19 protein-coding genes are annotated in these 23,113 nt (G+C 43.2%); 8 read left to right on the forward strand and 11 right to left on the reverse strand.

Annotated features, from left to right (window positions below; translation table 11 throughout):
* Nucleotides 1-18 precede the first annotated feature (18 nt).
* Complete coding sequence (locus tag NG22_RS05000) at nt 19-963, reverse strand: prenyltransferase (RefSeq protein WP_053404704.1); 945 nt, start codon at nt 961-963, stop codon at nt 19-21.
* 148 nt (nt 964-1,111) lie between these two features.
* On the opposite strand from NG22_RS05000, the gene NG22_RS05005 reads away from it, so the two are divergent.
* A complete protein-coding gene (locus tag NG22_RS05005; RefSeq protein WP_216597596.1) occupies nt 1,112-2,884 on the forward strand; it encodes a mechanosensitive ion channel family protein in 1,773 nt (590 codons plus the stop codon).
* A gap of 1 nt (nt 2,885) precedes the next feature.
* On the opposite strand, the gene NG22_RS05010 is transcribed toward NG22_RS05005, so the two are convergent.
* From NG22_RS05010 to NG22_RS05040, 7 genes are all read right to left on the reverse strand, one after another.
* On the reverse strand, nt 2,886-3,350 hold the full coding sequence (locus NG22_RS05010; protein WP_053404706.1) for an N-acetyltransferase: 465 nt from the start codon (nt 3,348-3,350) through the stop codon (nt 2,886-2,888).
* Between the two features lie 75 nt (nt 3,351-3,425).
* Nucleotides 3,426-4,628, reverse strand: a complete 1,203-nt coding sequence (locus NG22_RS05015) for an acetate/propionate family kinase (protein ID WP_053404707.1) — start codon at nt 4,626-4,628, stop codon at nt 3,426-3,428.
* A gap of 111 nt (nt 4,629-4,739) precedes the next feature.
* Nucleotides 4,740-5,960, reverse strand: a complete 1,221-nt coding sequence (locus NG22_RS05020; RefSeq protein ID WP_053404708.1) for an acetate/propionate family kinase — start codon at nt 5,958-5,960, stop codon at nt 4,740-4,742.
* Nucleotides 5,961-6,003: 43 nt separating this feature from the next.
* Nucleotides 6,004-6,960, reverse strand: coding sequence for a 3-hydroxyacyl-CoA dehydrogenase family protein (locus NG22_RS05025; protein ID WP_053404709.1), 957 nt, complete (start codon nt 6,958-6,960; stop codon nt 6,004-6,006).
* Between the two features lie 78 nt (nt 6,961-7,038).
* Nucleotides 7,039-8,040: a phosphate acetyltransferase gene (gene pta / locus NG22_RS05030; RefSeq protein WP_053404710.1), complete on the reverse strand. Its 1,002-nt coding sequence runs from the start codon at nt 8,038-8,040 to the stop codon at nt 7,039-7,041.
* 412 nt (nt 8,041-8,452) lie between these two features.
* Nucleotides 8,453-10,264 (reverse strand): membrane protein insertase YidC, encoded by a 1,812-nt coding sequence (yidC, locus tag NG22_RS05035; protein WP_053404711.1) that lies wholly within the window; start codon nt 10,262-10,264, stop codon nt 8,453-8,455.
* Between the two features lie 120 nt (nt 10,265-10,384).
* Entirely contained in the window at nt 10,385-12,001 is a 1,617-nt protein-coding gene (locus NG22_RS05040; RefSeq protein ID WP_053404712.1) for a CTP synthase, read from the reverse strand.
* A 370-nt stretch (nt 12,002-12,371) separates the two neighbouring features.
* Between NG22_RS05040 and NG22_RS05045 the strand changes: the two genes are divergently transcribed.
* The gene (locus tag NG22_RS05045) at nt 12,372-13,574 is read left to right on the forward strand and encodes a response regulator (protein ID WP_172674327.1); all 1,203 of its coding nucleotides are present in this window, start codon (nt 12,372-12,374) and stop codon (nt 13,572-13,574) included.
* Nucleotides 13,575-13,604: 30 nt separating this feature from the next.
* On the opposite strand, the gene NG22_RS05050 is transcribed toward NG22_RS05045, so the two are convergent.
* The 3 genes from NG22_RS05050 to NG22_RS05060 form a co-directional block, all read right to left on the reverse strand.
* Nucleotides 13,605-14,618, reverse strand: coding sequence for a 3-oxoacyl-ACP synthase III family protein (locus tag NG22_RS05050; protein WP_053404714.1), 1,014 nt, complete (start codon nt 14,616-14,618; stop codon nt 13,605-13,607).
* A 218-nt stretch (nt 14,619-14,836) separates the two neighbouring features.
* Entirely contained in the window at nt 14,837-16,264 is a 1,428-nt protein-coding gene (locus tag NG22_RS05055) for a GAF domain-containing protein (RefSeq protein WP_053404715.1), read from the reverse strand.
* 71 nt (nt 16,265-16,335) lie between these two features.
* Nucleotides 16,336-16,539, reverse strand: coding sequence for a hypothetical protein (locus NG22_RS05060; RefSeq protein WP_053404716.1), 204 nt, complete (start codon nt 16,537-16,539; stop codon nt 16,336-16,338).
* A gap of 128 nt (nt 16,540-16,667) precedes the next feature.
* Here NG22_RS05060 and NG22_RS05065 point away from each other — a divergent pair, with 128 nt between their 5' ends.
* From NG22_RS05065 to NG22_RS05090, 6 genes are all read left to right on the forward strand, one after another.
* Nucleotides 16,668-18,074, forward strand: coding sequence for a DUF5106 domain-containing protein (locus NG22_RS05065; protein ID WP_053404717.1), 1,407 nt, complete (start codon nt 16,668-16,670; stop codon nt 18,072-18,074).
* A 111-nt stretch (nt 18,075-18,185) separates the two neighbouring features.
* A complete protein-coding gene (locus tag NG22_RS05070; protein WP_082305124.1) occupies nt 18,186-18,575 on the forward strand; it encodes a GtrA family protein in 390 nt (129 codons plus the stop codon).
* A complete protein-coding gene (locus tag NG22_RS05075; protein WP_053404718.1) occupies nt 18,576-20,288 on the forward strand; it encodes a glycosyltransferase family 39 protein in 1,713 nt (570 codons plus the stop codon).
* Between the two features lie 91 nt (nt 20,289-20,379).
* Entirely contained in the window at nt 20,380-21,981 is a 1,602-nt protein-coding gene (locus NG22_RS05080) for an OmpA family protein (protein WP_053404719.1), read from the forward strand.
* Nucleotide 21,982: 1 nt separating this feature from the next.
* Nucleotides 21,983-22,171, forward strand: coding sequence for a hypothetical protein (locus tag NG22_RS05085; protein ID WP_053404720.1), 189 nt, complete (start codon nt 21,983-21,985; stop codon nt 22,169-22,171).
* On the forward strand, nt 22,158-22,838 hold the full coding sequence (locus NG22_RS05090; RefSeq protein ID WP_157600870.1) for a hypothetical protein: 681 nt from the start codon (nt 22,158-22,160) through the stop codon (nt 22,836-22,838). The genes NG22_RS05085 and NG22_RS05090 overlap by 14 nt, the downstream gene beginning before the upstream one ends.
* Nucleotides 22,839-23,113 lie beyond the last annotated feature (275 nt).

The following is a 23,113-nucleotide window of genomic DNA, read 5'->3' on the forward strand; positions in this document are numbered from 1 at the left end:
AAGCAGGAATTTAGGGATTCATGGGGAGGCTAACAAGAGTAAACCAATAATTAGCATGCTGGCCCAAATGCCAATATGCAACTCCTGTTTGAAGGCATTTATGGCTTTGAATTGGTTGGTTTGTGCAAATGGGGAAAGTTGTAGCACTTTTCTGCCGTACCATAATATGATGACAGCACCGATGAGGTGGATAATAAACGGAAGATGCCAGCTAAAGAAATAACTAATAATCCAAAAGGCTAAGGCCATTATCCAAAGCCAATGTATAGCTTGCCGAACACGCTGATTACCAAATAGCGTGGTAAAAGTGTTCTTTTTTCCTTTAATATCCGATAATTCGTCCGATAAACCACTGGCCAGGGCGCTACTAAGAGAGAGCAACAGGGTCACCGGAAGGATGATGCGTGCCGAGGGAATGGCTAGTGTGCCAGCTTGTAGGTAGGCCGAAAACAGGGGCAATAGCGCGCCTACACCTAACATCTCCAGTATTTCCCCTCCACCTCTGTAATTTAGTTTAATCGGAGGGAGGGTGTAGGCAACAAAGGTCAGGCAACAGATGATCGCCATGAGAAAAGCTTCTTTTCCCAATGCGATATGTTTCCCCGCCAAAAATGCCGCGGAAAACCCTATGATCATGCTTAGTGCTGCGGCCATTTTCAATTGTCGGGCACTGAGAATATTATCGGGTAAAGTTTTGGGCGAACAGCCCTCCGGGAACATTTGTCGCTTTATTTTATCCACTTTAAAGTCCCCCAAATCATTTACGACCACAATAAATATGACACCGGAAACGGCAAATATACTTCCAAATAGCAAGGGAGTCCATAAGATTTGTCCACTGTAATGAATTCCCATAAGCTGACCTAAAATGAAGGGGACTAGTATTTTGGGCCAGGAGTTGATTTTCAGGACTTTGATCCAGGGAGTGTAGCTGTTCAGATATTTGGCTTGTTTGTAATTCACAAAAGAGGTTTTTCAATAAATATAGTTAAAGAAAGGATAATCTTTATTTTTCAACGAAAAGGTACAAAAGTAAATGTGCTTTCCTCAGTCCCCCACAAAATCCTTATTATCGGCTTCAACGGTTTATGGAATCATTTTGTCCTTACTATTGTTGTTATTTTTTCATACGGATTTATGGGCCCAGGCAACGAAAAGAGATTCACTGGCGCTGAAAATATCAGAAAGGATAGAGCAGCTTATCCTTCAGGATTCCCTGAATAGACTGCAATTGCAACAGGCTTTAGTCGAATATCAGCAGTTGGGGAATGCTGCCGTCCCGCTTGCATCTCCGACCGAAATAGATTCGCTGACACAGGAACATATTCATCAAAAGGAAAAAAATCAGCTGGTTCGCTTGCCGGTGATTCCTTTCGAAGAGGATACTATATTTTTTCTGTTGGATACCAGTATCACCCCTGCTCTGGAAAGGCGAAAAGATCTGATTGAAGGGAATATTCAATATGTGGTGGATCATTATTTGTATTTTGAAGATTCTCTAAAGATCATACATGAGCCTCATTTTAGTCAAATTGTATATCATGACACCGTGTTAATGGTCTTAAATGAGTATGATGCCCTATTGGCCGATACCTTATTGCAGCCATTAGCAGAAACCTACCGGTCAGCGATTGATCATTCCATTAGTGCAAATGTGTCTCAGCGTAATTTGCTGTCCATTGCCATGGCTTTAGGTCTCTTGGTGGGGCTTTTCTTTCTGGTAAAGCTTATCCGACGTTTTTTCCGCTGGATGACCAAGAAAATATGGGACCATCGGGAGGACTGGTTTAAAACCATAAAGTACAAGGGCGTAGATTTTTTGAATGCAGAACAGCAGGAGACTATTGTGAAGCGCCTTTTGACTCTAGTGGAATATGCTTTCCTGTTTCTGGTAGTTTATCTCTGCCTGCCCTTATTGTTCAGTGTGTTCCCTCCGGCTCAGCGCTTTGCAGATAAGTTGTTTGCCTTTATTTGGGATCCGATCAAAGCGGTTTTCCTGGCTGTTTTGGATTATTTGCCCAACCTCTTTTTTATTATGGTGATAGTAGTCGTTTTTCGGTATTTGATTCAGGGAACACGGGCTATTTTTAACGAAATCAAGGTGGGCAAAATTAAGATTAGCGGTTTTTATCCTGAATGGGCAAAGCCTACATTGAAGATTATTACTTTTCTGCTTTATTCCTTCATGCTGGTGTTAATCTTTCCTTATTTGCCCGGTGCACAGTCCGAGGCTTTTAAAGGTATCTCTGTATTTGTCGGGGTATTGATTTCTATCGGTTCCAGTTCGGCGATTACCAACTCTATCGCCGGCATCGTCATCACTTATATGCGCCCGTTTACCATTGGGGATTGGGTGGAAGTTGCCGGTATCCGTGGCGAGTTGATCGAGCGCTCTATGTTTGTAATTCGCATGCGAACCAATGAAAATAAGATTATTACCATTCCGAATTCTTCTGTACTTTCCAATAATTCTATTAATCTAAGTGTCAGTAACCAACGGTTCAAGCTGATTATTCATACAGAAGTAACGATCGGTTATGATGTGCCCTGGAGAAGGGTTCGAGACTTGTTGATTAGGTCTGCGCAGGAAACGGATGGTATTTTGCAGGATCCTACGCCTTTTGTCCTCACTACCAAACTGAATGATTTTTATATCGAATACAGTATCCGATGCTGTACCAATTATCCCGGGAAAATTCCCAGAACCCTGGCGTTATTGAATCAGAATATTCTGGACAATTTTAATAGAGGAGGAGTAGAGATTTTATCTCCCCACTTCAGGGCGCAGCGCAGCGGGGAGGATATTACCATTATCAACCAAAAGGAGTATCCGGAAATGTGGGACATAGGAGATAAAGGGGAAGAGGATAAACCTCAGCATTAGTTTATTGGGCAGCCATATTATCTAAATCTAATTTGAGGCGTAGCATATCCTTATGTTGGATTCCTAATTCAAAAATGGGGGCGGGGTAATTGTTTAGAAAATGATCCTTCAGAATTTTATCCACTCTGAATCCTGCCTTTTGGTAAAAGGCGAGCTGATAGCCAAAGGTGCCCGTGCCCAATTCTATGGAGGAGAAACGATGAAGCAGTGCCCATTGAATACTTTCCTTCAGTAGCTGGCTGCCAATACCTTTTTTTTGGTATTGTGGGTATACTGCGATGTTCATTAACTCCAACTTACTTTCGCTGGTTTCCAGAAAGACTATGATGCCTTCAATATTTCCCTCAGAAATGGCGGCCAAAATTTTACTTTGAGGCAAATATTCCTGAACCACAGATTCATCGGGATCTGCTAAAAGCAGGAGATCCATGGGCGTTTCATTGGGTTGTAAAAATTTGAATTCCATAACTAAGTATAAGCAAAAAAATAAAAAAAGGCACCCCTCAGTGGAATGCCTTTCTGAAATATTTTTAGGAATTTATTACAAATTAGAAACGATATTTTCCGTATCCCTTGCAATCATGTATTCTTCATTGGTTGGTACCACCATTACATCTACTTTAGAATCTTCTGTAGAAACAATGGTTTCCGTTCCAAAGGTTTTAGCGTTCAATTCTTTATTGATCTCCAAACCTAAGTAACCAAAGTTGCTGCTTACGTCCTCACGAACATAGAAAGCATTTTCACCAATACCTCCGGTGAAGATGATCAAATCAACCCCATTCATTACGGCAGTATAGGAACCAATGTATTTGGCAATTCGCTGACAGTACATATCATAAGACAATTTCGCCTGCTCATTACCGTCTTTCATAGCTGCTAAGATATCGCGCATATCCGAGGATACACCAGATACACCCAACATACCAGAGCGTTTGTTAATTAAACTATTGGCTGTATTGGCATCAATACCTTCCTGAATCATGATGTAAGTCAAAACACCCAAATCCACATCACCGGCACGGGTACCCATGATCATACCTTCGGTTGGGGTCATCCCCATGGAGGTATCCACAGACTTACCATACTGGATAGCGGTTACCGAGGCACCACCACCCAGGTGACAGCTGATGATTTTCTTAGTGGTAATATCCCAACCGCGAATTTCACAAGCACGTTCTGCTACATATTGATGAGAGGTCCCGTGGAAACCGTAACGACGAATACCATATTTCTTGTAAAGCTGATATGGAATGGCGTACATATAAGATTTCGCCGGCATGGTCTGGTGGAAAGCGGTATCGAATACTGCCACCTGAGGTACCTCAGGAAGAAGGGTGTCGATAGCGCTGATTCCCATCATATTGGCCGGGTTATGCAATGGCGCTAAGTCAAAAAGCTTGTTAATGCTCTTTCTGACCTCATCATTGATCAGGGTAGAAGTTTTGAAGCGCTCACCACCATGCGTTACACGGTGACCCACCGCATTGATTTCGTTCAGACTCTTAATTACGCCGTGTTTCTCGGAAGTGATGATTCCCAAAACGTACTCAATACCCTGAGTGTGGTCGTTAATTTCTCCGTCAAAGACTACTTTATCCCCATTAGGTTTTTTAATGGTTAAAAAAGCCCCTGCTAATCCTACTTTTTCTACCAATCCCGTGATTTTCACCTCGCGTGAATCAGTGTCGAATAATTGAAACTTGATGGATGACGATCCACAGTTTAGGACAAGAATGTTCATGTATTATGAAGGATTTGTTAATTACTATATTATCATTTGAAAATAAGTATTAAGCCAAAGCGGGGTTGATCGTCGGGAAAGCAGGGCCTGAAAATCAAGCCCTGTTTTCATTTATGAACTTACACTTAAAACCTGTTCAGAAAGACGGTAGGTGTCTTCGGCGATGACCAACTCTTCGTTAGTCGGTACTACCATAACCGTAACTTTGGAGCCTGGTTTGGTAATTACCTTTTCTTCTGCCCGGAATGATTTATTGATCTCGTGGTCAAAATCCACGCCCATAAATTCTAATCCCCGGCATACTCCTTCCCGGGTGGCATCTCCATTTTCGCCCACCCCTCCGGTGAAAACGATGGCGTCAACGCCTCCCATGGCTACCGCATAAGCACCAATATATTTCTTGATACGATAATCATACATGTCCAAAGCCAGCTGGGCACGGTCATTACCTTTTTCAAAGGCTTCCAATTCTATATCTCTCATGTCTGAGGAGATGCCCGTAATGCCCAAAACGCCGGAGCGTTTGTTGATTAACGTATTGGCGGTATTGACACTGATGTCTTCTTTCTTCATGATAAAGGTTAACACCCCAAGGTCCAAATCCCCGGCACGCGTTCCCATAATCATGCCCTCTACAGGCGTCAGTCCCATAGAAGTATCGACGGATTTCCCACCATCAACCGCAGCGACAGAAGCTCCACCGCCTAAATGGCAGGTGATAATCTTCGCCTTACTGTAGTCCAGCCCCAAGATTTCACAAGCCCTACGTGAAACGTATTTGTGTGAGGTCCCATGGAAACCATATCGTCGAATTCCATACTTCTTATATAATTCATATGGAATAGCGTACATATAGGCATGTGCCGGCATTGATTGGTGAAAAGCAGTGTCAAAAACCGCTACCTGAGGTGCTTCCGGTAAAAGTTCCATCATAGAGCGAACCCCTAAAAGGTTCGGCGGATTGTGCAAAGGAGCCAAATCGATACATTTCTCAATTTCTGCCAATACGCTTTCGTCTATCAAAGCAGAATCTTTAAAAGCTTCTCCTCCGTGGACTACGCGATGGCCGATCGCATCAATTTCATTTAATTCCTTCACCACACCATATTTCTCACTCTTCAGCACGCCGAGTATGTACTCGATGCCGATTTTGTGATCCATGATGTCGCCTTCCAAAATGACTTTATTGCCGTCTTTATCCTTGGTTTTTAAGAATGCTCCGGTCAATCCAATTTTTTCTACAATCCCGTTGGCTAACTCTGTAGCCTTCGGCATCGCAAGCAATTGGTATTTGATTGAGGAGCTTCCGCAGTTTAATACTAAAATTTTCATTGTTTGTGTGATTGTGATTGGGGTAAAGTCTTGCGACCCTTATTTAGTCATGGATCTTGGATCCGTATTTGTCGTATTTATAGAATCCTTCACCCACTGAACGGCCAGTCTTACCTGCTCTCATCAATTTTTTCAACATTGGAGAAGCTTTGTAGCGGGTGTTACCGAATTCGTTGTAAAGGTTATCCAACCAGCGGGTTACGCGATCAATACCAAAAAGATCTGCCGCCTCGAATGGCCCCATGGAGTTCCCCATGCCTAAACGCATCGTGGTATCGATATCTTCTTTGGTCGCTACTCCTTCCATCAAAATGGAACAAGCCTCGTTGATCATCGGTGCGATCAGACGGGTAGAAATGATGCCTGGAGATTCTACTACAGGAATTACGGTTTTCTTTAACATTTTTGCAAAACGCTGCACACGCTCATATGCGGCTTCGGAAGTGTGCAAGCCACGGGCTACCTCCACGATTTCTGCATCTTCTACCGGGAAAATGAAGTGTAGGGAGGCACAACGCTCCGGGTGATCCAATTCAGCGGCAAGCTCAGTGATCACCAAAGTAGTGGAGTTCGTAACGATTAAGCACTCCTCAGAAACTACTTCTTCCGCTTTTTTGAAAATGGATTTGCGATCCGGAACACATTTCTCACGGGTGCGAGACTTGATCGCTTCAATAACGATATCGCTTTTTGCTAAGTCAGCATAAACGGTAGTTCCGGAAATGCGGGAAAGGATGGATTTCTTTTCAGAATCTGTTAAACCCCAACGTTCGATTTCCAAATCCAATGCGTGAGACATGCCGTCCATCGCCTGGTCCACACGCTGTTGGCTCAATTCCAAGAAAACGACATCGAAACCACGGCGCGCACATAATAAGGCGATGGCTTGCCCAAGGAAGCCGCAACCTACGATACCTACATGGGAAAAGATGTTGTTCTTAGGAGCATCATTTCCTGCATGTAGGCCATATGATGCAATTGATTCTCTAATTTCAGACATTATTGATATAAAAGGATAAATATTTCGATAACTGTATTAACGCCAAAAGCCCGAGGATTTCCCCGGGCCAGTGCTTTATTAAGCTTCTGCAGCCTGATTTGCCGTAATGGCCACCAGGTTTACGATGTCATTCACGGAACATCCACGTGACAAATCATTGATTGGTGCTGCCATACCCTGAAGTACCGGGCCGATGGCTTCCGCACCTGCTAGTCGCTGTACCAATTTGTAACCAATGTTACCTGACTGTAGATCCGGGAATACCAAAACGTTGGCCTGACCGGCAATTTCAGAGCCCGGCGCTTTAGAAGCCCCCACTGCTGCTACAATGGCAGCATCTGCCTGCAATTCACCGTCAATTTTTAAATCAGGCGCTAATGCTTTTGCCAATGCCGTAGCTTCCGTTACTTTGTCTACAAATTCGTGTTTTGCTGAACCTTTAGTAGAGAAAGACAACATGGCCACTTTAGGGTCGATTTTAGCAATCGCTTTCGCAGTTTCCGCAGAAGAAACCGCAATTTGCGCCAATTGCTTCGCATCCGGGTTTGGTGTTACGGCACAATCCGCAAATACCATTAGCCCATCCTGACCATAGGTGTCATTTGGTAAAATCATTACAAACGCTCCTGATACAACAGAAATACCAGGTTTGGTTTTTACGACCTGGAAAGCAGGGCGCAATACATCGCCAGTGGCATTTTGTGCGCCGGCAACCTCACCATCAGCATCACCCGCTTTAATCATAAGTGTCGCCAGGTATAATGGGTTTTCAACCAATTTGGAAGCTTGTTCCTCGGTCAAGCCTTTAGATTTTCTTAAATCTAATAGTAATTCGGTGTAAGCCTGTTTCTTGTCATGATTCGTAGGATCGATGATCGTCACCTTGTCCAAATTGTTTAAACCTAATCTTCCGGCTTCTTCCTGAATGGTATTCGGGTTTCCAATTAGGATGATATGTGCCAGACCTTCGGCAGCAATTTGGTCCGCTGCTTGCAAAGTACGTTCTTCCTCGCCTTCAGGAAGGACGATTCTTTTATTGTACTTTTTTGCGTTTTCCTTAATCTTCTCAATCAAACTCATAACGGGCTTAACTTATTTTTATTGTTAATCAAATGTTTCTTTATTTAAAAGTCGGGTATCGACTATTTTGCTTCGAATGTAACAAATTATTCCATTAATCGCTGTTTTTTGGCAGACCAAAAATGATTTTGATCAAAGAAAATTTGTTATTCCTGCTGATCTGTGTTTCAGAATATGATAGATGTCTGCATTACGCTTGATTTTGTATTATTTCAATCAGGGCTTTGCGTGTGTTTTGGTTAACCAATATAAGTAAAGGTCAATGTATTTATCCAAATTTGCAATTATTTAGGGCTTTATTCTAATGTAATTTTACTTAGCCTTAAACATGATGATTGTCATGTAATTGCGCAAAATGTCAAAAAAAAGCCCATCCAGTCGGATGGGCTTTTTTCAATAGTTTAATATTTAATTATTTCTTTTTCTTATTCTGGTCAGCAGTGCGTTGCTTTTGCATTTCCTGAGATTGCTTCATGGCTTCCTGAAGACGAGCCTGGAATCCGGTTTTCTTGCGGTTGCCGGCATTCTTTTTTGCTTCCTGTAATTTTGCATGGATGGCATCGTCATCTACAAATTTACGGATGGCGTAAGTCTGACCAAAAGTAATGATGTTAGACAGGAAGTAGTAGTACGTCAAACCAGCAGGGAAATCATTCAGGAAGAAAATCATCATGATCGGCATCATGTACTGAATGCTTTTCATAGGTCCTTCCAAATTCGTGTTTTGGTTCGTTGCCTTGGTGTAAAGGATGGTGGAAACCGTCATCAACAAGGTGAACAAGGAAACGTGATCTCCATAAAATGGGATAGAGAATGGAAGATCTAAAATACTATCAAAAGTGGATAGGTCATGTGCCCAAAGGAAAGATTCCTGACGTAATTCCACGGAGTTCGGGAAGAATCGGAACATCGCGAACAGAATAGGCATCTGAAGCAGCATCGGGATACAACCACTTAGTGGGTTTACGCCTGCTTTAGAGTACAATTCCATCTGTGCGGATTGTTGTTTCTGCATGTCGTCCGGATGCTGTTCCTTGATTTCAGCAAGTTCCGGCTGCAACACCCGCATTTTTGCCATGGACAGATAAGACTTATAAGTCATCGGGAACAACAACATCTTAATCACCAATACCAGCATCAGGATGATCAATCCGTAGTTGGAGGTGAATTTCTCAAAGAAGTGAAAGATATTGATGATGATGTATTTGTTGACATACTTGAAAATGAACCAGCCCAGGTTGAGGTTTTGGTCAAAACCAGGCGCTACTTCTTTCAGGATATCGTACTGGTTAGGTCCAAAGAAGAATTCAATGGACTGATCTGCATTGTAGTCAAAAGTCGCGCGGCCAATTTTCACCGTCGTGCTGTCATTCGCAGGCGTTTCAATACTGACTTCCGAAACTTTTACCGCAGTCGATGGAATTACAGAAGATGTGAAAAACTTCTGCTTAAAAGCAATCCAGCTGATTTGTTCCGCCGGAGAAGCAATTTCTTTATCACTGGAAGACATGGAAAGTTCTTCGAAGTCCCCACCGGCAGTGTAATAATGTGCAGTGGTGTTCATACGAGCACCAGCACGGCTATCCAAATCAGGCTCTACTCTTTTGAGGCGGTTGGTCCAGTCAAAAGCAATGGTTTGTGAATTCAGGGAGCTCCCCAAATTGTTTAATTTGGTGTCAGCGTTTAAGGTATAACCTTCTTCCGACAGGGTGTAGCTTTGCTGAATGCTACCATTTCCCACTTGCAAATTAAAAGTAATGGTGTTGCCATTAAGCTGAGGAGTGGAAAAGTATAATTCCGAAAGGTTTACATTGCGACCTTCAAACTGAATCGTACGATTGAGTTGAGAAGATTCCTCATCTAAAAGAATTAAAGGCTTTTGGTCGTAAGTTTTATATTTTTTCAATTCCACAGAAGCAATGCTTGCGCCTTTGGAAGAGAAAATCACTTTAATGTCTTCGTTTTCTAAAGTGGCATTAGTGGCAGTTCCGGTAGTGGCCTCTGCTAAATTGCCAAATTTTTGCTGGTTGATAAGGGCTTGAACGGAGTCCGGAAGTGCCGGCGTTTCCGCTGGTTGGGAAGGCTGAGTAGTCGTCTGCTCGACTTTTGCTGCTTCAACGGCTTGCTGTTTTGCTAAATCCTCTTCGGATGGTGCAAAAAAGTAGCCGTAGGCGAGAAGTAGGGCAGAGATAAGTACTAAGCCTGTTACTTGATTTTTGTCCATAATTAAACGTCAATTCTAAAAATTGATCCTGGTTATTTCGATTTTAAGAAACGCGAATTTAATGAAAAAAAACACCTCGATGAACCATCGAGGTGTTTTTTAAAAGCTATATTAATGCTATTATTTGTTTTTTGACTGGTAATCCAAGGCCGCTTTCACAAATGAAACAAAGATTGGAGATGGATTAATCACGGTAGATTTCAATTCCGGGTGGAACTGAGAGCCCACAAACCAAGGGTGATCCGGAATTTCCACCATTTCTACCAGTGTAGAGTCTGGATTAATACCGGAGGCAATCATACCGGCCTTTTCGAAATCCGCTAAGAATTTATTATTGAATTCCCAACGGTGACGGTGACGCTCGCGGACTACCGGTTTGCCATAAACCTCTGCCGCTTTCGTGTCCGGTTTGATTTCGCAGGCATAAGCTCCCAGACGCATGGTTCCGCCCAGGTTGGATAAATCCTGTCCTTCCATCAAGTCAATTACCGGGTGAGTGGTCTGAGGATTCATCTCTGAAGATGCTGCATCTTCCCAGCCCAATACGTTGCGGGCGAATTCCACTACCGCCATTTGCATTCCCAGACAGATACCAAAGAATGGAATTTTGTTCTCACGAACATATTGAATCGCTGTGATTTTTCCGTCAATACCGCGCTCACCAAAGCCTGGTGCTACCAATACGCCGGCAGAATCACCCAATAAGTTAGCCACATTATCTTTATTGACAGACTCTGCGCTTACCCAGTTGATGCGAACTTTGGCTTCGTTTTGTGCACCCGCATGAATGAAGGATTCCACGATGGATTTATAGGCATCGTGAAGCTCTACATATTTTCCTACCAAAGAAATTTTCACTTCTGCCGTAGGATTTTTCAATCGACCCAGGAAATCTTTCCAAAGCTCCAGCTTGGGTTCGCTGTCATAGGTCAATTGTAATTTTTCAATAACACGCTCATCCAGCTTTTCTTTTCTCATCAAAAGCGGTACATCGTAAATGGTCTCTGCATCCAAAGATTCAATTACGTTTTTATATTCCACATTGCAGAAAAGAGAAAGTTTGCGACGAACATCATCAGGAAGTGAATGCTCAGAACGACAAACCAAAACATCAGGCTGGATTCCGGCTTCCAAAAGTTGCTTCACCGAATGCTGCGTTGGTTTGGTTTTTAATTCACCTGCTGCTTTCAAATACGGAATCAGCGTCAGGTGGATCACCATAGCATTGGAAGAACCCAATTCTAGTTTTGCCTGACGAACGGCTTCAATAAATGGAAGTGATTCAATATCACCCACGCAACCACCGATTTCTGTGATGATGACATCATACTCGCCGGTTTGGCCTAGTTTATAGAAATTTTCCTTAATTTCATTGGTGATATGAGGGATGACCTGTACCGTTTTTCCAAGGTATTTTCCTTCACGTTCCTTATTGATCACGTTATGGTAAATTCTACCCGTGGTCACATTATTTGCCTGAGAGGTCTTAATGTTAAGAAAACGTTCGTAGTGTCCCAGGTCAAGGTCGGTCTCCGCTCCATCCCGAGTGACGTAACACTCGCCGTGCTCGTATGGATTCAGTGTTCCCGGATCAATATTTAGATAAGGATCGAATTTTTGAATAGTGACAGACAAGCCTCTTGCCTGTAATAATTTTGCCAAAGAAGCGGCGATAATTCCTTTTCCCAAAGAAGATGTTACCCCACCGGTAACGAAGATGTATTTTGCTGAACCCATAAGAAATAAACTGCTGTTTCTGTACTTATGGGATACAAAGTTAGGGGACTTTTTGTATTCTGCACAATAAACTGACTTAATAATTATTAAAAATCGTAAAGCCCCACTGTCTTAGTAAATTACCATTTCGCTAGTGATTTTTAATGGCATGGCTGAAATTTAATATTACATCTTGTTTATGTTTAATTTCATCTGTAGGTCTTACATCTTCCTCGTTGATCCTTCTGCGCTTTTTTCAATAATAAGGAGGAATAACAATATTAGTAATTGCCTGTTATACCCATATTAGTTGCGTAATCTGGCTGAGAGACGGTCATATTATGTTTTAATTAGGAATTAATGTTACATGGTATTGTATAGCGGGATGCAAATGTCTTCTTTTTCTACGAGGGAAACCATACATCAGTGGATGGCGGATTTGAAAGCGGTTGCCCAACAGAAGCAGGTTAAAGTGAAAGCTTGGGTGGATACGGATATCCCGGAATTTTTGGTTGGCGATAAGCTAAAGGTTTATCAATTGGTGCATCAGCAGGTAACCGATCTGCTCGAAACCACGGGGGATCACGCGATTGAAATGGAAGTGGGGGTGGGGAAATGCCTGGAGAAGAATATATGGCTGAATTTCCATATTTCCGGAGGCTTTGATTCTTCCTCTATAACTCAGGAGCAGCTTGCACACACCTATAAAAAAATGGTAGCGGGAATTGGGGCCGAGATGGAGGTCAGTTTTTTGAAAGACAGGGTTAAATTTTCCCTGTGTATTCCCTTTCTAAGAAGTGAAGAGGGACTGCCCAGGCCGCTGGCCAATATGAAAGAAGGTGATTTCGAACATCGTTCCATTTTGCTTATAGAAGATGATCCGGTGAATGTGATTGTGTTTAAAAAATGGATGAAGCGGTGGAATTTAGAGGTTGTGGTGGCACAAAATGGCCTTCAGGGTTTGAAATTGCTCAATGAAAAACCTTTTTCGATGGTTATTCTCGATCTGCAGTTACCCATATTAAATGGCTGGGAATTGATGGAGATGCTCCGGCAATCCGAGCATGCTTATTTTAAGCAAATCCCGGTGGTAGCCATTACCGCTTTGGTGGATTGGTATGAAGGGGTAAGGCCTGTAAAGGGTATTCAGCAGTTATTGATCAAACCATTTAGGCCGAAGGATTTATTATCGGCCATCGGTGATCATGTGTTATTTAAAAATGCCACCTTTAAAAAGTCTGCTGCGCTGGCCAAAAAGATCAATGCGCATTATTCCAAAAGGGATGCCTTAGGCGTACAAACTCTTCCGCTTTATGGGCAGCATGAACTGAAATTAAAGAAATTTTTGCATCGATACCGCAAAGCCCTTAGTACGGAGGACTATTTTTCCCGAATTGAAGCGGTCGATAATATCCGTTCCACCCTTATTCAGTTGGATGCTGACCAGTTATTGTTGGAAATTGACAACAACGGAGGTGATCTTAAGGGGTATGCGGCGGTCGAAAAAGGAGTTCAAAATTTACTGCAATCTTTTGGTCAATATGGCTTGGAAAGCAATGCCAAGCCGGTGCAAGTACAAAAAAAGCACCACTAGTGTGGTGCTTATATGGCTGTTATCATCGATTTACCAGCGAATCAAAGCGGATGCCCAGGTAAATCCGGAGCCAAAGGCGGCCAGGCAGATCAAGTCTCCATCTTTCACTTTTCCTTCCTCCCAAGCCTCACTCAAAGCAATCGGAATAGAAGCTGCTGTGGTGTTACCGTAGCGCATAATGTTGTTGTATACTTTTTCTTCCGGCAATTTCATTTTTTGTTGAATGAAATTACTGATTCTCAAATTGGCCTGATGTGGTACCAGGAGATCAATCTGATCCGGCGTCATTTGATTAGCTTTTAGGGCTTCCCCAATCACTTCCATAAATCTCACCACCGCGTGCTTGAAGACTACATTGCCATTCATGTGTGGGCGGATGCTCATACTCTCTATCACTTCTTGGTTCAGTCTCTGATCCGGATGTCGGCTGGAGCCCGGGTCCTTCCCAAATAACTCCTCCGCATGCGTGCCATCGGCATGCAAATGCGTGGAAAGAATACCCTGACCGCTTGCTCCTTCTTCGGCCTGAATGACGGCCGCACCTGCTCCATCGCCAAAAATAACCGAAACATTTCTACCACGGTCCGACATTTCTAAAGCGGAGGACTGGATTTCGGCACCTACCACTAATACCGTTTTATACATGCCGGTTTTGATGAACTGATCTGCCACCGACAGGCCGTAGATAAAACCGGAGCAGGCATTTCGGATATCAATCGCCGGGATGGTTTTTTCATGAAGTCCCAATTCTCTTTGCATTAAAACGCCGGAGCCCGGAAAAAAGTAATCCGGGGTGATGGTCGCGAAAACGATCATGTCTACCTCCTGAATGGCGATGCCAGCGCGCTCTAATGCCATTTTTGATGCACGGGTTGCCATATTGGAACAGGTATCTTTTTCCGGATCAAAAAATCTTCTGCTTTTAATACCGGTACGTTCCTGAATCCACTGGTCCGAAGTGTCCATTTGGGCAGCCAAATCATCATTTGTCACCACATTTTCGGGAACATAGTGTCCTACACCTTTAATTCTTGAAAATGTCATATTTCTTATTTCTGTGTTTGTTTCTTTTCATTATTACCGCCATCAATTTAATAGTTTATGCGGCAATGGCAAATGACATTTAAACTCCTCAAATCGGCTTGTATTTGGGATCTTCCTTTTAACTATTTGGGATTTAGTGGAATATTACTCAGGATAGGGTGAATTATTGATAGATTAATAATTTTAAAGAATCAGGAAACTCTCTTATTCCTGATGGTTTATTGTGATTTTTTAGCATGCGTATTTCGGGCGGCTGCCACTTGGTTGGAAATGTTATAGACGAACAGCTTTTGTTGACCTCCGGAAATCACCTTTTTGTTCAGCTGCCATTGTTTTGGATTGTTGTTGATGTGGTCTTCAACCAAAATTTCCGCTTTGATCATGTGGAAATAGGAGGGCGTCTCTTCTAAAGCCATTTTTCGGATGTTTTGCCCACTGTGATTTTTTTTATTACAATCTTCTATAATCAATGGGCTCAGCCATAAAATATCGCCACTTTGGCTCAATAGCAAGATTCTTTCTCCGCTAATACCATGACATTCCAGCAGTATTGAAAAATGCAGATTGAAACGATCGATTTGTTTTTGATGGTGGTTTTCCTGATCGGCCTGCATGCGGGTCATTTGTTCGTGAGTAGCGGCCAACTCTTCCATGTTTTGCCGCATTTCTTCTTCCTGTGCCTGCAATTGTTCGGTTTGTAGATTACTGGATTCCAATAGTTTTTTGGTTTGTTTGTTGATGTTCAGGTTAATCAGATGAGCGCCGAGATTATTACATATGCCCTTTAAATACTCGAAATAATGTTTTGGATAGGGGTGTAAGGCTGCTAATTCGAGTATTCCTACCACCTCTTCATTGTATTTCATCGGCATTAGAATGATGGATGTTGGTGGGGCGTCTCCCAGTCCTGATTTGATACTAAAATAATTGGAAGGGATTTCTGTAAGGTAAATTTCCTGAGCCTCCAGATAGCACTGACCCACCAGGCCTTCCCGATCGGTATAGGACTTGTGCAGGTATTTTTTTCGATTGAAGGCATAGCAGGCGACCATGTTTATTTTGGTTTTTCCATGGAGTTGGTCAATATGGTAAATCGCTCCCTGCATGCTGTTAGTGTATTGGACGATGGCACTCAGGAGCCGGTCCTGCTGATTTTCCGCCCCATCGGTTGCCCTGAGCAGCTGATCTATGGCTGCAATGCCTTCTGTAATCCATTGCCTTTTTTTGTCTTCTTCTTTTTGTGTCTCTACCTGTGCGACATAGGCTTGTAATTGCTCCGATTTCGATTGTAAATCTTTCTGGCTTACTTCCATTTTATGGATCATTTTCTGAGCGCTCAACTGCAGATTGCGTTGCACCTTTTTATTGACAAATGTCAGGGCAATGATCATCATCACCCCACCAATCGTATTAATGAAATATTCAAGTGAAGTTGTTTCGTAACCGATAAAAGAGCTCATTTCGAAAAGAGGCGCCATATAAAGCAGGGCGAAGAGGTGAGCGATATTGATGGCTGTGGCCCACCAAAGTGGTTTTTTTTCTGAGAGATCAAATAATACCCAGGGTAAAATAATCATAGCGGTCATCGTGAGGAATAAGGAAGGTACCGGATTTTGTCCCAGAGGTGTAATCAGGCTAATGGCCACTGTGGTGAAAGAGGTGGGGAAGATGGCGGTAATAATTCGTGCAATATGATTAAGCCGGAGTTTGTTTAGGGTCAGGGAAGTAAGGTATACCAGACAGCTTCCCCGAGTAAAATCAATAATGAAGGCGCGGTAAAAAGCGCCAGGCTTCCAAAAATCAGGCAGGCGATCAGACAGAAATAATTTACCAGATTACAAACCCAGAATTTGGTTTTTACCTGTTGATTGTCGGTCGGAAGGCTCCCTAAAAAGAGCAAATTGTCAATTGTCGTCTTCATATTCGTTGGTCAAATCGGCATTATTTATAATATTTGAAACTTAACCACTTTGGGAGCGTGCAAGTCAGAAAGGTGAGGGGGAGTGGTGTCAGAAAAATCAAACAGTTCAATTATTTAGACATTAACTTATGTTTTTAAGGAATAAAGCACATTGGCTATTGGGGGTGATGATGTTTTTTAGCTATGTGGTGAAGGGGCAGGGGTACGAAATAGATCTTCAAATTAAGGGCGTGGCCCTTCCTGAAATGTATTTGGGCTATTACTTTGGAGAAAAACAGTACGTCAAGGATACTGCAAGTATTTTAACAGATATATCCGGTGTGGGGCATTACCAATTTAAGGGAGAAGAGCCCTTAAAAGAGGGGATTTATTTTATTTATCATCCGGAAGGGGTTTATTTTCAAATGGTGCCGGACGAGCAGGCTTTTGCGCTGAAGACCGATACCCTGGACCTGACGGGACATATGGATATTCAGCATTCTCCTAAAAATGAGCTTTTTATTGGCTATGAACATTTTATCACCAGCCAGAATAATAAAGCGCAGCAGATTCAGCAACAGCTGCAGGCCCTGCCGGAGGGAGCCACTGATCAGCAAAAGGCCTTTCAGGAGCAATTGATGCAATTGGACCAAGATGTGAAGGCGCGTCAGTCTGCGGTATTGACCCAACATCCGGAATCCATGACCGCCAAGATTATTAAGGCCACCAAACGACCGGAGGTACCGGCCTCGCTTGGGAGTCAGCTGGAGCGGGTGATTTATTACCGATCTCATTTTTGGGATAATTTTGACCTGAGCGATCCGGCCTTGCTCAGAACTCAATTCTATGCACCAAAAGTGGAGGAATATATGGAGAAACTGACCTATCCGCAGCCGGATTCTTTGTTTGATTCGGCCGTTAGGTTGATTGAATTGTCGAAAGGCGATGAGGAGACTTTCAGATATATGGTGGTGAATTTGTCCAATCAGTTTGAAATGGGCAAGCGCATCGGGGCCGAGAATGTTTTTGTGAAGCTGGCGGAGCGCTATTATTTGTCCGGTCAGGCGACTTGGGCAGAGGAGGAAACCATTTCAAAAATCGAGGAGCGGGTAAATCAGTTGAAGCCGAATTTGATTGGAGAGAGGGCGCCTGATTTAGTGTTGAGAGATCCGGAGGGGAATGAGTTGAATATGGCGGACCATTCCGCACCTTTTACGGTGCTGTTTTTCTATGATCCGGAATGCGGGCATTGTAAGAAAGAAACCCCGAAAGTATTGGAGGCTTTTCATGAACTACGAGATCAGGGCGTTGAATTCTGGGGAGTGAATACGACCACCGATACCGAAAAATGGTTGAAATATGTGGAGGATAAGCAAATGGACTGGATCAATGGGGAGGATCCTTATGTGCAAAGTAATTTCCGCTACGATTATGATATTCGAACTACGCCCATCATTTATATTTTGGATAAGGATAAGAAAATCATTGCCAAAAAGATAGCGGCGGAGAATATCACGAAGTTCATCGAAATTTATCAAAAAGAAGGCGCTAACTAAATTAAAAACCTCTGAGCGGGAATGTCCCCTCAGAGGTTTTTTTTGGCTTTTGATTACGGGGTTTAGCGGATTTGCTTATTTTTGCCCCCTTATGCGCATTGGCAATTTGATATGAAAGAATTATTCATGAAGCTACTCAAATTCGGAGTAGTGGGCTTCTCAGGACTTTTTATAGATTTCGGCATTACCTATTTCACCAAAGAACGTTTGAAGTGGCATAAGTATGTGGCCAACAGTACGGGCTTTATGGTGGCGGCTTCCAGTAATTATATGCTGAACCGCATTTGGACTTTTGAAAGTCATGATCCGCAAATATTAATGCAATACTCTCAGTTTATTGGCGTTAGTTTGATCGGATTGGTGTTGAATAATATCATTATTTATATTTGTAATGATCGGTTTAAGATCAATTTTTATATCTCTAAAGTTTTCGCAGTGGGTGTGGTGACTTTGTGGAATTTCTTTGTGAATTATTACTTTACTTTTTCGTCTACCCTGTAAATGAGCCTTTTCGATAAATCTAATACCCGGTCTCAGGGGCTGCTAATCTTCTTGGGAGCCTGGTTGATCATTAATTTACTTCAGGCCTGGGCCGTAGGCGTGCATGAAGATGAAGCCTATTACTGGATGTGGTCCCGTTGGATGGATTGGGGGTATTTTGATCATCCCCCCATGGTTGCGCTTATCATAAAAATCGGCAAAGGGTTTTTCAGTGGTACATTAGGTTTGCGTCTGATGACGGTGCTCATGAGTACGACTGCCATTTACCTGTTGTGGGAATTGGTCAAGCCTTATCAGGTGAAATTTGCTCACTTCTGTATGGTGGTGGCCTCTGTTCCGTTGATTCACATTTATGGCTTTGTGACCACGCCGGATGTGCCTCTGTTTTTCTTTGGTGTGCTGTATTTTCATGCGCTGAAGCGCTATTATCAGGAAGACAGCTGGAAAAATGTGTTGTTGCTTGCGATAGTCATCGCCCTGATGTTTTATAGTAAATACCATGCGGTATTGTTGGTGTTTTTCAGCTTGCTGGCCAATTGGAAGTTATTAACAAGACCAAGCTTTTGGGTGACGGCTGTGCTTTCCGTTTTATTGTTGACGCCGCATATTTACTGGCAAATTTCCAATGAATTCCCATCTATCCAGTATCATTTATTTGACCGCTCTAAGGAGCCCTATAAAATAGCGAATACCTATATGTATTTGCTGAATGAGTGGGTGGTCTTTGGGCCATTGACGGCTTATTTCTTATTTAAAGCCGCGCTGAAAGTGAAATTGGAAGGCGATTTTGATCGTGCCTTGTTGGTGAATTTATTCGGGATTGTCCTATTTTTCTTTATTTCCTCTTTTAAAGGTTGGGTAGAAGCACACTGGACATTGGTGGCGACGATTCCATTGGTTTTATTGGCGCCCCGAGGGATTCAATATTTATCAGTGGGAGAATACAAGTGGTTTAAAAATTTGTTTGTGGCCAGTTTAGTTTTGCTGATGACTGCTCGTTTGTTGCTTGGCATTCCGGCAGGTCCATGGTACAGTTTGCCGGCATTGAAAATGTTTAAGGAACGCAAGGAATGGTCTGAAAGGATACAGGAAGTGGCGCAGGGTCGTCCGGTGGTTTTTGTGAACGGATTTCAAAAACCTTCTCAATTCGGGTTTTATACAGATGGAGCTCACGTGGCCTGCCTTACGCAGGTGAATTACCGCAAACACCAGTATGATCTTTGGCCCATGCTGGACAGTCTTCAGGGGAAATCCATCGCATTGGTGGGCTATGAAGGGCAGCTTCCTCAAATGCAAACCTTTGATACGCCTAATGGCAAAGTGAGTGTGGGAATAATGGATGATTTTCAATCTCTGGGGAAAATTTGGAGTGAAATTCAAAATCCGGCGCCTACTTATTCTGCCGGGCAAGAGGTAAAACTGGAGGTTTTACTGACGAATAAATTTGACCGAGCCGTTCAATACCATTTCGATTTGGAAGGGGCGTCTCCGGCATTATTGCCTACCTTTTGGAAAGAAGGAAAAATAGTTCCGGTAGCGCAGCAGCCGATTCCTCTGGAGCAATTAAAATGGAGACAAGGCGAACAGCGCCTTCAATCTGTGCATATCAAAATGCCTGCGGAAGCAGGAAAATATAAACTGATGATTTCAACCTGTCAGTTTCCCTTTGAAAGAAGATTAAGTGGACGTGCGATAGATGTGGAGATAAAATAGGGGAATTCAACAGGCTTTCTTAATTTTGGTAAAGGCCCAAAATCAACCTATAGATTTGGTATTTTTTCCTTGAAAATTGAATGTTTGGATAATGCTTTTTAAGAATACACTTTTAACCATTGGTTTAACGATAACCGCAGCCACTTTTGCTAATGCTCAAAATTGGCAGCAGGGCCCGCTGAATGAGGAAATAAATTCCATAGTAGATGAGCGTGCGCCGGTACTGTCGCCGGATGGGCAGATTTTATATTTTGTGCGCGCTTCTCATCCGGAGAATGCAGGTGGGAAGAAAGATAAGGGTGATATCTGGCAGTCGGAGCGCATGGCGAACGGCAGCTGGACAGCTCCTGTTTTGTTGAAAGGCCGGGTGAATAATGAGCAACGCAATGAGATTCTGGGCCTGAGTGCAGACGGAAAAACCATGTTTGTAAATGATGCCTATCGTCAGGATGGGCGCACGGGAATTTCAGTGAGTCAGTTGGAAGGTGGAGCCTGGTCGGCGCCAAGAGCCCTGGAATTGCCCTATTTCAAAAATGCCTCCAAAGAAATTTCCGGTGCTCTAAGTGCTGATGGCAAGGTGATGTTCCTGTCGATTGAGTCTTTTAATAGTCGGGGAGCAGAGGATTTATATGTTTTGTTCAGGAAGGGCAATGGGAGTTATGGCGATCCGAAAAATTTGGGTTCTGTGATCAATTCCGCCTTTCAGGAAGTGTCTCCCTATTTAGCTCCTGATAATAAAACCCTGTATTTTGCTTCTAACGGACATGGGGGAGCGGGAAGTTTTGATCTTTTCCGTTCCGAGCGTTTGGATGATAGTTTCACCGCCTGGTCAAAGCCGGAGAATCTGGGTCCCGAAGTTAATACCAAGGGGAAAGAAACCTATTTCCGCATTATCAATGAAGGCAAGCAAGGACTGTATGTCTCCACTCAGGATTCGAATGGTTATGGCGATTTAAAGGTTTATACCTTCCCGGAGCCACAGGAAGTGGTGGCGCAGGCTGAAATTCAGGTGGAGGAAGCGACCATTACTACGGAAATTTCCGATAGCCTGAAAGTGTCAGCAGTGCCGGAGGTTAAGGAGGTACAGGGTCGAAGATATTTGCAGTTATGGGTGGTTGATGAAAATAGTAATGAATTAATCGCTGCTGAAGTGGAGGCGGTTTTGGAAGACAGCCTTGCGCAGATCATTATTCCTCATGGTCATGAATCTGTGCCACTGCCTCAGGGAAAGCGTTTGAAAGAATTCAGGATTAAGTCGGAAGGCTATTGGGGGATAGAACAAGCTGTGAATGAACTGGTGGAGGAAGCCGCCTCTGCCTACAGGTTTAAATTAAAACCTTTAGAGGTGGGGATGAACGTCCGTCTGGATAATATCTTATTCCAAAGGGGAACGGCCATTATGCTGGAAGGTGGAGATGCGCAGCTGGATAAAATGTATGAGTTGCTAAGTGAGAATCCGAATATGGTGATTGAAGTGGCTGGGCATACGGATAACCGTGGAAGCACGGATGCCAATCGTAAATTGTCCTTGCAAAGAGCGGAATCCATTAAAGCTTATCTGGTGGAGAAGGGCATAAAGAAAAAGCGTGTAGAGGCCAAAGGTTATGGATCAGCCAAGCCTGTAGCGGATAATAAGCGGGAAGAAACCAGAAAATTAAATAGAAGAGTTGAGTTTACCATTTTAGCCCAATAAGATGAAACGCTCCAAAATCATTTTTATCGTCTTCGCCATTTTGTTTTTTGCGGCCTTGTTGTGGGTGAGCTATGATATTTCCACCCGCACCACCTGGCCCGGCTCAAAGGGACAATTGAAAGAGCGAATAAAAGAACAATTACAGGAAGACGAAACGGACAGCAGCCAAACTGAAGATGGACAGAAGTAGTAAGATTTTTTACCAATGGATGGAAGAGCATCTGTTGGTCCGGCCACAGACCTTGCCACTTTCGGAAGCCTTGTTACGCAAGTGGAAAAATTATGAAATGCTGGAGGAGCTTTTCCGGGAGATGGGAGGCGTTTCAGCGCGTATTTTTGTACCGAAGGAAATCACATTGTGGACGGCCAACAGAAAGGCATTGTTGATTGACACCCCTTTGGATTATAACAGATACCGTATGCAGACTTATCGCTCCAAATGGTATGGGGAAAAGATGCCGGAATTGGATGTAAAAGCATTTGCCAGGAATTGCCGCCAGAAGGAAAAGGAATGCCTGAAGTTAGGTTTAGGTCCTGAGCAGTGGACCAATAAGCTGGCAGAGCAATATTTTGGAAAAGCAGCCACTGGTGGGGACTTTTTTGGTAATGGTGCGCCTGCATGGAAATTACGGGCATGGACGGCATTACTGACGGATGTTGCTGCTCACGGGCATTTTTACAATCTGCAGCGGGTGAGTATTTACCAATCCGTGATGATGGATAAAAAGTTACAGCCTTTGGGAAGTATCCTGCTTTTGGGTAAAGAAGTGCATGCCGAGAAGATCGCCAAGCTGGTGAAAAGAGGCTGGGGAGAAAGCAATCCTGCTCCCGCATCGGATGATCTTTTTAAAATATAACCCGAATTATTCGCCGCTAGATTTAGTGATTCACTATAAGTGTTTTGTTAGCAGGATTTTACGGTTAACCCTATCGAATTTTCAATAGCTCAAATTTGGGTATGCTTGCTTTCTCCTCATTCATCTGCTTCCTTGGGAAAAACTCGATATAGGAAACTATTCCTTCATTTTTCCCGCCTAGCAGCTAAACGAGGATTAAAGCATGAAAAATCCGGGATAAGGACATGAAAAAGCCGATTTCTACAGTTTGGAAATCGGCTTTTTTGTGCTGAAAT

This window comes from Persicobacter sp. CCB-QB2, assembly GCF_001274635.1.
In the GTDB taxonomy this organism is placed as follows: Bacteria; Bacteroidota; Bacteroidia; order Cytophagales; family Cyclobacteriaceae; genus Persicobacter; species Persicobacter diffluens.

Bases quoted from the DNA above. Each gene is read 5' to 3' on its own strand.
- NG22_RS05045 (WP_172674327.1), top strand. From the start codon at position 12,372: ATGTCTTCTTTTTCTACGAGGGAAACCATACATCAGTGGATGGCGGAT.
- NG22_RS05010 (WP_053404706.1), bottom strand. From the start codon at position 3,350: ATGGAATTCAAATTTTTACAACCCAATGAAACGCCCATGGATCTCCTG.
- NG22_RS05020 (WP_053404708.1), bottom strand. From the start codon at position 5,960: ATGAAAATTTTAGTATTAAACTGCGGAAGCTCCTCAATCAAATACCAA.
- NG22_RS05015 (WP_053404707.1), bottom strand. From the start codon at position 4,628: ATGAACATTCTTGTCCTAAACTGTGGATCGTCATCCATCAAGTTTCAA.
- NG22_RS05050 (WP_053404714.1), bottom strand. From the start codon at position 14,618: ATGACATTTTCAAGAATTAAAGGTGTAGGACACTATGTTCCCGAAAAT.
- NG22_RS05060 (WP_053404716.1), bottom strand. From the start codon at position 16,539: ATGAAGACGACAATTGACAATTTGCTCTTTTTAGGGAGCCTTCCGACC.
- NG22_RS05080 (WP_053404719.1), top strand. From the start codon at position 20,380: ATGCTTTTTAAGAATACACTTTTAACCATTGGTTTAACGATAACCGCA.
- NG22_RS05070 (WP_082305124.1), top strand. From the start codon at position 18,186: ATGAAAGAATTATTCATGAAGCTACTCAAATTCGGAGTAGTGGGCTTC.
- NG22_RS05025 (WP_053404709.1), bottom strand. From the start codon at position 6,960: ATGTCTGAAATTAGAGAATCAATTGCATCATATGGCCTACATGCAGGA.
- NG22_RS05085 (WP_053404720.1), top strand. From the start codon at position 21,983: ATGAAACGCTCCAAAATCATTTTTATCGTCTTCGCCATTTTGTTTTTT.
- NG22_RS05040 (WP_053404712.1), bottom strand. From the start codon at position 12,001: ATGGGTTCAGCAAAATACATCTTCGTTACCGGTGGGGTAACATCTTCT.
- NG22_RS05065 (WP_053404717.1), top strand. From the start codon at position 16,668: ATGTTTTTAAGGAATAAAGCACATTGGCTATTGGGGGTGATGATGTTT.
- NG22_RS05090 (WP_157600870.1), top strand. From the start codon at position 22,158: ATGGACAGAAGTAGTAAGATTTTTTACCAATGGATGGAAGAGCATCTG.
- yidC (WP_053404711.1), bottom strand. From the start codon at position 10,264: ATGGACAAAAATCAAGTAACAGGCTTAGTACTTATCTCTGCCCTACTT.
- NG22_RS05075 (WP_053404718.1), top strand. From the start codon at position 18,576: ATGAGCCTTTTCGATAAATCTAATACCCGGTCTCAGGGGCTGCTAATC.
- pta (WP_053404710.1), bottom strand. From the start codon at position 8,040: ATGAGTTTGATTGAGAAGATTAAGGAAAACGCAAAAAAGTACAATAAA.